Here is a 10,219-nt window from a genome sequence, read left to right as displayed (position 1 = left end):
TATTGAAGGTGTTGAAAATGTGGCTATTCGCCCTCAAGTTGATGGAATTCTTGAAGAAATTTATGTGGACGAGGGAGTCTTCGTAAAAAAGGGCCAGTCTTTATTTAAAATAAATAGCCAACCTTACCAAGAAGATTTAAATAACGCGATGGCTAATGTGAAAGTTGAAAAAGCCAAACTTCGCAAAGCAAGGACTGAGATCGACCGTATTAAGCCCCTTATTGACAATGAAGTTATTTCTGCAGTAAGAATGGAAACAGCTTTAGCGGACTATGAAGTTGCTCAATCTTCATTGGATCGGGCACAAGCAGCAGCGGCCAACATGAGAATAAATCTTGAGTTTACTACCATTAAAGCTCCGGTAAGTGGATTCATGGGGAGGATACCTAAGTCAATAGGTAATTTAGTCAAAAAAGCGGATGATGATCCCTTAACCATCCTTTCTAACGTGAAAGATGTTTATGTTTATTTTTCAATGAGTGAGTCTGATTATCTTTATTACGAGCGAATGAAAGGAGATTCTACCTCTAAAAAAATGAATAGTGAAGTTAAATTGGTATTGTCTGACGGCTCGGTATATGAAAGATCTGGTCGCATTGATGCTAATTCTGGTCAAATTGATAAGTCAACCGGTTCCATCAATCTTCGGGCAAAATTTGATAACCCAGATACATTATTGCGTTCGGGAAGTACTGGAAAAATTATTATGGAGCAAATATATCCTAATGCAATTCTGATACCACAAGGGGCAACTACTTCTATCCAAGACAAGCGCTTTGTATTTCAATTCCTGGAAGAAGACAGCACTGTATTGAGGAAAGAGATAGAGATTGAGGGGCGAACTGGAAGAAAGTATATTGTTAGTGATGATTTACTGAATGCCAACGATAAGATCGTGGTTTCAGGAATTAACAAACTAGCCAATGGGGTGAAAGTGAATCCTATGAATCCTGGTCAGCTGGTGGTAGATAACGCAACAACTACTATACAGTAGCAATTGTAAATGCGGTAAGTAATCCTAAAATTTTATTTTTTTTACTTGCTTCCAGATAATATCTCAACCATTATCTGGAAGTTGCTCTGTTGTATTATATTGTGGATTCTTCCGCTACGTTAGTTTAGTGATTTTTAGAGCGCCTCTATTGTTAAAGCTACAATGTATCCTATTATCCTAACCACCACTTTAGAAAAAAAAAGATTCAATTCCATTGGTTTACTGAAATTGAAAATGCTAATAATTTAGTTCTTTTCATTATCCGACTTTCTCTGCTCTTTTGTATCATTACTAGGCCAATCTTTATTTCATCTCCTTCATTTCAATCTTTCAGTTGTAATAGAACTGAGGATTTATTTTAAATCAGTATGCTATGTTAAAAAAGATAATTGATCGACCAGTGTTTGCGCTGGTAATATCAATACTACTTGTATTAGGGGGGGCAGCCAGTATTTCCCAACTCCCAGTAGAGCGGTTCCCCGAAATAGCACCTCCCAGCGTAAGTGTACAGGTATATTATCCAGGTGGTAATGCAGAAACCGTAGCTAAATCGGTGCTATTGCCGATAGAAGAAGCTATCAATGGAACCGAAAACATGACCTATGCTCGGTCTACAGCCACTAACTCGGGCAAGGGACGGGTTTCCGTATACTTTGAACCGGGAACTGATCCTAATCTGGCGGCGGTAGATATTCAAAATCGAATTTCTACGGTGGTACAGCAAATTCCCCCCGAGGTGCTTGAATCAGGTATCACGGTAATGAAGAGGTTAAAGGGTACACTGATGACGATTAACATCTTCTCTACGGAAGAAAACTCACCCTATAATGAGACTTTTCTAAATGCTTATACCCGAATGAATGTGCGGCGTGAGTTGAAGCGAGTGGAAGGCTTGGCCGAGGCAGCAATTCTGCGCCGACGGGACTATGCCATGCGTATCTGGCTAAATCCCGAAAGGTTAGCCGTGTACGGACTCACTCCTCGGGATGTTTACCAACAAATTAGAGATCAAAGCTTTGAAGCAGCTCCCGGTAAATTTGGTGAAAACTCTGACGAGGTATTTGAAATAGCTTTGAAGCATGAAGGAAGATTTAGCGAACCGGAAGAGTACGAAAATATTGTAATCAAATCTGAAGAAGATGGGTTGCAGTTACATTTAAGGGACGTAGCTCGTATTGAGTTTGGTGCATCGAATTATACCAGCCAAAACCGGTTGGATGGTCGCTCTTCTGTAACGATTGATATTGTACAGCAAAGTGGAGCCAATGCGGTAGAAATTGATAAAGCGGTACGAAAAATTTTGGAAGAGCAGGCTAAGATTTTCCCGGAAGGTATTGACTACGAGATTACCTACAGTGTGCGGGATCAGATAGATGAGTCAATGAGCAATGTTAAGAAAACATTGATTGAGGCCTTTCTTCTCGTGTTTTTAGTCGTTTTTATATTTCTTCAGGATATTAGAGCAACCGTTATCACGGCTATCACCATCCCTATATCCCTGGTGGGCACTTTCTTTTTTCTTTCCATGATCGGTGTATCGATGAATGTACTAAGTATGTTCTCCATTGTACTTTCTATCGGAATTGTGGTTGATAATGCTATTGTGGTAGTAGAGGCAGTTTTTGAGAAAATGCAAAACTACAACATGGATGTACGTGAAGCCGTTGACAGTACGCTTTCCGAAATTACAAGCGCTATTATTTCCATGACGATCGTAATGGCAGCGGTGTTTCTTCCGGTAGCTTTTTTGCAAGGTCCGGTAGGGGTATTTTATCAGGAGTTTGCTTATACTATTATTATTGCTATCGTAATTTCCGCAATCATTGCCCTCACTTTGGCTCCTGTAATGTTTGTATTGCTGTATAAGAGTAAGGAAAAGAAAATTGATGGGGAAAGCACGAAAAAAGCAGAAAATACGGTAGTTGACAAAATACAACAGTCAAAGAAAGTTCAAAAAGTAAAGGTAATTGGGTCGTTAGGCTTGCGTAAATTTGATAACCTCTTTGACAGGTTTACACAGAAGTACATAAAATTGACTCGAACAGCAATACAGTACAAATGGATTAGTTTAATTGGTCTTTTTGCTGTCGTTGTAATTACCGTTTTCCTAGCTAATCGTACCCCGCAAGCTTTTATTCCCACCGAAGATGATAACTTTCTAATTTTTACTGTCAGGATGCCAGAAGGAGCCTCACTCCACCGAACGAACGAAGTACTAGTACAAGCCGATTCAATTCTTCAAATGGAACCAGCAGTAGAGCGGGTTAATACAGTTTCTGGTTACGATATTGTAAGTGGTTCAGAAAGTCCATCATCTGGTTTGGGCTACGTATTATTGAAAAATATAGGTGATCGAGGCGAAATAGAAGACATTAAAGAGCTCATTAAGCATTTAATGAGCAAATTATCCGTCATTAGTGAAGTGAAAGGATTAAATATGTATCCTCGCCCTACCGTACAAGGATTTGGTGACTTTGATGGTGTCCAGATTATGCTGCAAGATCGTTCTGACGGTGATCTTAGTGAATTCGGTGTTTTAGTAAATGAGTTTATCGCTGAGCTTTCACAGCAAGAGGCGATTGACAACGCTTTTACTTCTTACAATACTAACTATCCCCAATACCGGCTCAACATCGATTATAAAAAAGCAAAGGCACTAGGCATAAGTGTGAAGGATATGATGTTTACCGTACAATCAAATTTTGGCCGCACCAGAGTAGGTGATTTTAATAGGTTCACCCGCCAATACGGAGTATACATGCAATCCGATATTCCTTACCGAGAAAGTCCCGAAGCCTTCAATGCTATCTATGTAAAGAATAGTGATAATGAGATGGTTCCGTTAAATACTATTGTTAAACTAGAGGAAACCTTTGGACCTGAGACGGTTACGCGCTATAATTTATACACTGCCGCCAGAATCAATATTACTCCTGCCGAAGGCTATAGCACCGGAGATGTAATGAAAACAATTGAAGAACTTAGTGAGAAAACTTTACCAGCAAGTCTCAATTTTGAATGGACTGGTATGAGCCTGGAAGAGAAAAAGTCTGGCTCAGATTCTATTATTGTGTTTATCATCAGTATCGTATTGGTATACTTCATTCTAGCAGCTCAATACGAGAGTTTTTGGTTACCAATGGCCGTAATGTTATCATTACCTACCGGTATTATTGGAGTGTTTGCCTTTATTAATATAGCCGGAATTGACAATAATATTTACGTACAGGTAGGAATCATTATGCTAATAGGGCTACTATCAAAAAACGCTATTTTAATTGTAGAATTCGCTTCCCAAAAGCGAAAAGCTGGGGCTGATATTTTGAGTGCCGTATTGGGTGCAAGCGAATTGCGGCTCCGGGCTATCGTAATGACATCGCTAACTTTCGTAGTTGGTCTTATACCATTAATGTTATCTGAAGGCTCATCGGCAGTGGGCAACAAATCTGTTAGTATTGGCACGGCAGGAGGAATGATAACAGGCATATTATTAGGGATTATAATTATTCCGGTGCTGACCTATGTATTTATTCAATTGAATGAGCGGTTTAGCGTAAAAACTACTTAAGTAAGTTATTGATCATGAATTTTATCAAGCAATTAATACCTGGCTGTTTCATTGTACTAACGGCTATTGGCTGTAAGGTAGGTGAAAATTACGTTAGGCCCAATGTCGTCAATATTGAGACCTACTACGGAAACATTATTCAATCGGATACCAACTCAGTAGATCAAAGCAATCTAGCTGATGTAAACTGGCGAGATTATTTCGAGGATACTGCCCTTATCTCATTAATTGATTCAGCCTTAGTTAATAACTTTGATCTACAGCGAGAGATTCAGCGAATAGAAATTGGTAATCAGGCTTTTCAACAGTCTAGGACTAATTTTTACCCTAACGTGGGAATTTCGCCCTTTGGGTTTAATCGGGAGTACTTCTCTGAAAATTTCAACAACTTTGGTTCCAACCGAGCGAGACGTAACCACGGAGAAAATCCACCTAACACATTATATACCGAGCGGTTGGCCTACACCACCTCTATATTTGCTAGTTGGGAGGTAGATTTGTGGGGGAAACTACGTTGGCAGAAAGAAGCGGCCCAAGCCTCTTTCATGCAGAGCCAGGAATTTCAGAAAGCAGTACAAACAGCGGTTGTAGCCGAGGTTGCTTCCACTTACTACAATATGTTAATGATTAATTCGCAGATTGCGGTAGCTGAGCGAAACTTAGAATTGGGAAGAAACACATTAGAAATTGTGAAGCTTCAGTTTCAAGCTGATGAAACTACTTCATTGGCAATACAGCAAACTGAATCTCAGATTCTAAGAGCCGAGTCCTTAATTCCGCAGCTAGAAAGGTCATATACCTTGCTGGAAAATCGCCTGAACCAACTATTGGGTCGTTACCCCCAACCAATTAATATTCAGCAAGATTTAGAAGATGTGGCGTTTGACGAACGGTACGTTACCGGGGTGCCATTAGAACTTATCACCAACCGTCCGGATATTGCCGCCGCCGAATATCAGTTAATTGCAAACAACGCTCAGGTAGGTGTCAATCAGGCTATGCGCTATCCCTCTCTGGTACTTGATGCCAGCACCGGTTTAAACTCTTTTATATTTGAAAGCTTTTTAAACCCGATGGGATCGGGTTTTGCTTTGTTTAATGGAGCCATATTTCAGCCCATTTTTCAAAATAAGCGGCTGAAAGCCAATTATAATATTGCCGTGGCCGAACGTCAGTTAGCTGAACTGGATTTCAGAGACAACGTTGTTCTAGCGGTCAGAGAGGTCTCCGATGCTTTAGTCACTATCGAGAAACTAAGGGAAGAATACAGTATTGCTCTACGCCGTATAACTGTAACCACTAAGGGAGTTCAAGATGCCTCGCTGCTATTTCAAAGCGGGTTTGCCAACTACCTGGAAGTAATTAATGCTCAGGAAGATGCCCTCCAAAGCGAGTTAGATTTAGCCGATATTAAACGGCAGATAATCATCGCTAACATTGAGCTATACCGTAGCCTCGGTGGTGGCTGGAAGTAAAAAACAAGGAGCGGGCCCTACCGATATTCAGGGTTAGGACTATCGGGATGGCAGCCAGCGTCCCACTCAGAGCGTTGGTTGCCGTAAGCAGGGATACCGCCGGATTTCTTAAGCATATGGGCGAGGTGCAACAGATTCCAGGTCATAAAAGTGGTATTACGATTAGTAAAGTCATTTTCTGGCCCACCTGAGCCTTCATCGAGGTAGGAGGGGCCCGGACCCGCTTCGCCCACCCAGGCGGCATCGGCTTGCGGGGGGATAGTATAGCCCAAATGCTGTAATGAGTACAGAATGTTCATCGCGCAATGTTTGGCTCCATCTTCATTACCAGTAATGAGTGTGCCCGCCACTTTACCGTAGTAGGCGTATTGCCCTTTGTTATTAAGAACACTAGAGAAAGCGTATAATCGTTCTACTATCTGCGTACAAACGGAAGACTTCTCACCTAGCCAAATGGGAGTCGTAAGAACTAAAATATCAGCAGCTTGCACTTTATTATTAATCTCCGGCCAGGCATCTTCAGACCAGCCGTGTTGGGTCATATCGGGATATATACCAAAAGCAACCGAGTAGTCTATCGGGCGAAGTGTTTCTACCTTTACTCCCTGCTTTTCCATAATCTGGCGGGAAATATCAATTAAACCTTGTGTGTGAGAAAGTTCAGGAGTCTTCTTTAACGTGCAGTTAAGGAATAAAGCAGAAAGGTTAGAAAAATCAGTAGTCATCGTTTTTCCAGCTAAGATAGATATAAGCAATTAGAATTGATTGTAAGGCCCCCGACAATCTTAGGGTAAAGGTTGAGCAAGAATAGCCAGATACGTTTCAATGCCGCGGGTTAGATTCCCTAACCGGATATTTTCGTTGGGGCTGTGCTGATTATTATCAGGGTTAACCGTAGGCACAATAACAGCGGGTATCCCTAGCGTATTAACAAAAGGCGCAATCGGAACCGAGCCACCCGTTGTACGAATTTTAATGGGAAGCTCACCAAAATGATGCGCTAAAGCAGCAGACAGCCAGTTTCCTACTTCACTATCCAGATTGGTACGAAAGGCCGGATAAGAAATTTGAGAACGGAAAAAAGCGATCTTTGCGTAAGTAGACCGTTCTTTATCAGTGGGTAAGCTATCGACTAAGTAGTAGCCCTGCTGCTCAATGTGTTCTCTTACCAAACGAACCAGCCGTTTGGGGTCACTCTCCATTACTAACCGAATGTCAATTTCGGCGGTAGCGGTGCTGGGCACAATAGTACGCACCCGTTGGGCTACCCAACCGGAAGAAAGACCTCGAAGATTAAGTGAGGGGTACTGCAGTGCTTCCTGATAGGTTGCTCCGACCTGATCAGCTTCGGCAATCCCAAGCTTCTGCTGAATAGCCAACTCATCATCAGGTACCTGCCGAAGCACTTCCCTGGTTTTAGCGTCCAGTTCAATGCCATCGTAAAAGCCGGGAATAGTAACCCGGCCTCGCTTATCCTTCATAGAAGCAAGTAAATGACTGAGCCGGAAGCCGGGGTTGGGAGCGTAGTTTCCGTAGTGTCCACTGTGTTGAGGCACCCGGGGGCCATATACAGTCAGCGTGATAGTGGCAATACCGCGGGCACCAAATTTTAACGTAGGTTGGTTAGTAATGTGAGGCGGCCCATCGTAAATGATGAGCATATCGGCTGCAAGTGCTTCCTGATGTTCTTCAACCGCAGCGGGTAGCTTGGGAGAACCCAACTCTTCCTCAAAGTCAATAATTACTTTGATGTTGTAGTTGGGCGTAAAATTAGCTTGCTGCATAGCATCTAATGCCGCCAAAAACATGATAATTGGTCCTTTCGCGTCGGAGGCCGAGCGCGCGAAAACTCGCCAATCTTCGTAATTAGCTTCGGGGGTTAGCTGTTCCCAATCCACCTTCTGCCAACTACCATCTTCCATCTGACTTTTAAGGACTGGCGTAAAGGGATGAGACTGATTCCAGCGACTGGGATCTACTGGCTGCCCATCGGCTTGTAGGTAAATTAAAACCGTTTTGCCAGAAGAAGAAAATTGGCGTTCGGCTAATAAAAGAGGAATCTCACCGCTAGTAGGTAGACGCTGCGTACGAAAATCTCGATCTTGAAACGCGCTATCAAGCCAGTTTATGTTGGGTTCAATATCCCTTGGGTAATGAGCATCGTTTGGTAAACTAAGTAGGGCGCGAAGGTCGGTCCAAGCTCCCGGTAGTTGCTGTTTTGAAAGTGACTGTATTTTGCTAGATGATAATGCTTGGGTAAAAGCAGTATTCCAAATCCAGAGGCTAACAAATAGAAGAAAAGCTATTTTCATAGATGCAAAAAGTCAGTATGAGCTGTCGTCATCTGAATCCTCCTCATCAAATTCATCGTCTGTAGAAAAATCGCTGCGCAGCGTGCCATCCTCATCATAATCGTCATCATCTTCAATGATTTGCCGGGCCTCTAAAACTGTCATTCGTATTAAATAATAAATTTTTTCCGTTTCAAAGGGAAGGGCCGATACCTTTTTGCCTTCTCGATTGGTGAAGGTAATTAGATTGTCTTCAAATCCGTAGGGGTATTCAGCTTTTACCCGCTCAATAATTTCTTCGGGCAAGAGCTCGTAGTCTTTGACGATGCGCTTCTTATCCATATAATAACGAGTTGAAGGTTAGAGTTTGTAATCTTAAGCATTTTAGAAACACTAACTGAGAAAAACAACTAATTTTCTCTTCTTATTCATCGTCTTCACGATAATAATACTGAGTAAATCTACTTAATTAAATGCTTTTTTTTATTTTTTTTGGTAAATTGAAACTGCCAACTATCACCTATCATTTTGTCGCACCCTACTACATTTCTGGAATTAGTTGCCTACCATAGTCGCGAACCTATGGTTGAGCTTGATCAGCTGGGTAGGGTTCAATCTACTAATCGAGCCGCTCAGCAGCTATTTGATTTTGAAAGTAATGATACCAAAGCATTCACTAGTTTACAACTATCTAGCTTAGAAGGTGATTCTCTCGAATGGAGTAACCTGATCAGTAACTTATCGCTTCTACCGAAGTTGGTTAGGTGTTCGTGCTTAAGTTCCCCAAAAAATATTCTTACACTATCAATCGATACATTTTTATCCCACAATCAACCAGCTTACTTCTTAGCGCTCAGTCCAATTGCTGACGATGGTAAGGAAACAGAAACCTATCGCATAGCAGAAGAGAAATTTCATAAAGTTTTTCACCTTAGCCCAGATGCGATCAGTATCACTAGGATGTCGGATGGGTTGTTTTTGGAAGTAAATCAGGGGTTTATACAGCTTACGGGTTACCAACGGGACGAACTGATTGGTAATACAGTGCTAGATATTGGACTGTGGTGTGTTCCCCAAGAACGCGATAAGCTTACTCACGACTTATCTAACAAAGGGGCAAGCTTCATGGAGGCTAAATATCGTATTAAAGGAGGAGAATTAGCGGATGGACAAATAAACGCCCGAATTATTTCTATAAACGGTGAAGACTGCCTAGTGAGCATAGTGCGGGATTTGCGCCAACAGAAAACGATTGAACAAGCCCTACGTACCAGTGAAGAACAGTTAAAAATAGTCAATCGTGCAACAAATGATGCCATTTGGGATTGGAGTCTAATCGACAATACCCTAACCTGGAACGATGGCATGGAACGAATTTTCGGCTATAATCCTGATCAAGTGGATCCGACTGTCCAATGGTGGGAGAAGCATATTCATCCAGAAGATCAGCAACGAGTGGTAGATCGTATTAACCACTTTATTCAGCAAAAACACAATAACTGGTTTGATAAATACCGGTTCTTACGTAGTGATGGATCGTACGCCTACGTGTACGATAAAGGTAGTTTTTTTCAGGACGAGAATAACCAGATTGTCCGAATGGTGGGGGGAATGGTAGATATTTCGGATCGGGTACTAGCGGAAGAGAGTTTGCTTATCCGTAACCGGCAGATTGCTGAATATTCCTTCTTTAACTCTCATAAAATACGAGCCCCGTTGAGTCGATTATTAGGGCTTACTCAATTGCTAAAGGAAGATCAGGCCTCTAATGACGAACAGCGAAACTACATTGAAAAAATCCGGTTAGCTGGAGAGGAGATCGATGAAATGATAAAAGAAATTACCAAAACGTTTTACTGAGCCAATTAGCGAGAAAAAAGTCGCTTAATTC

Annotated in this window: 7 protein-coding genes; 4 read left to right on the top strand and 3 right to left on the bottom strand. The window is 41.8% G+C overall.

Translation table 11 applies throughout. From position 1 onward, the window contains the following. From WBA23_RS23685 to WBA23_RS23675, 3 genes are all read left to right on the top strand, one after another. On the top strand, positions 1 to 994 hold a 994-nt coding region (locus WBA23_RS23685; RefSeq protein WP_424584751.1), incomplete at its 5' end, for an efflux RND transporter periplasmic adaptor subunit. Positions 995 to 1,367: 373 nt separating this feature from the next. Beyond that, positions 1,368 to 4,562 carry an efflux RND transporter permease subunit gene (locus WBA23_RS23680; RefSeq protein WP_424584750.1) on the top strand — a complete coding sequence of 1,065 codons (3,195 nt, stop codon included), beginning with the start codon at positions 1,368 to 1,370 and terminating at the stop codon, positions 4,560 to 4,562. A gap of 14 nt (positions 4,563 to 4,576) precedes the next feature. Next, entirely contained in the window at positions 4,577 to 6,037 is a 1,461-nt protein-coding gene (locus tag WBA23_RS23675) for an efflux transporter outer membrane subunit (protein WP_424584749.1), read from the top strand. A gap of 17 nt (positions 6,038 to 6,054) precedes the next feature. Here WBA23_RS23675 and WBA23_RS23670 read toward each other — a convergent pair whose 3' ends face one another. The 3 genes from WBA23_RS23670 to WBA23_RS23660 are packed head-to-tail and all read right to left on the bottom strand — an operon-like array spanning position 6,055 to position 8,670. Further along, positions 6,055 to 6,762: a flavodoxin family protein gene (locus WBA23_RS23670; protein WP_424584748.1), complete on the bottom strand. Its 708-nt coding sequence runs from the start codon at positions 6,760 to 6,762 to the stop codon at positions 6,055 to 6,057. Between the two features lie 60 nt (positions 6,763 to 6,822). Continuing rightward, a complete protein-coding gene (locus WBA23_RS23665) occupies positions 6,823 to 8,349 on the bottom strand; it encodes a M20/M25/M40 family metallo-hydrolase (RefSeq protein WP_424584747.1) in 1,527 nt (508 codons plus the stop codon). 12 nt (positions 8,350 to 8,361) lie between these two features. Continuing rightward, positions 8,362 to 8,670, bottom strand: coding sequence for a hypothetical protein (locus WBA23_RS23660; protein WP_424584746.1), 309 nt, complete (start codon positions 8,668 to 8,670; stop codon positions 8,362 to 8,364). A gap of 240 nt (positions 8,671 to 8,910) precedes the next feature. Here WBA23_RS23660 and WBA23_RS23655 point away from each other — a divergent pair, with 240 nt between their 5' ends. Then, the gene (locus tag WBA23_RS23655; RefSeq protein WP_424584745.1) at positions 8,911 to 10,188 is read left to right on the top strand and encodes a PAS domain S-box protein; all 1,278 of its coding nucleotides are present in this window, start codon (positions 8,911 to 8,913) and stop codon (positions 10,186 to 10,188) included. Positions 10,189 to 10,219: the final 31 nt, after the last annotated feature.

This window comes from Tunicatimonas sp., from assembly GCF_049647865.1.
Taxonomy (GTDB): domain Bacteria; phylum Bacteroidota; class Bacteroidia; order Cytophagales; family Cyclobacteriaceae; genus Tunicatimonas.
The sequence above is the reverse complement of the archived record's forward strand: the minus strand, read 5'-3'. Positions and strand labels throughout refer to the sequence as shown.

Coding starts and splice junctions, on each gene's coding strand:
- WBA23_RS23660 (WP_424584746.1), bottom strand. CDS start 8,670: ATGGATAAGAAGCGCATCGTCAAAGACTACGAGCTCTTGCCCGAAGAA.
- WBA23_RS23670 (WP_424584748.1), bottom strand. CDS start 6,762: ATGACTACTGATTTTTCTAACCTTTCTGCTTTATTCCTTAACTGCACG.
- WBA23_RS23680 (WP_424584750.1), top strand. CDS start 1,368: ATGTTAAAAAAGATAATTGATCGACCAGTGTTTGCGCTGGTAATATCA.
- WBA23_RS23655 (WP_424584745.1), top strand. CDS start 8,911: ATGGTTGAGCTTGATCAGCTGGGTAGGGTTCAATCTACTAATCGAGCC.
- WBA23_RS23675 (WP_424584749.1), top strand. CDS start 4,577: ATGAATTTTATCAAGCAATTAATACCTGGCTGTTTCATTGTACTAACG.
- WBA23_RS23665 (WP_424584747.1), bottom strand. CDS start 8,349: ATGAAAATAGCTTTTCTTCTATTTGTTAGCCTCTGGATTTGGAATACT.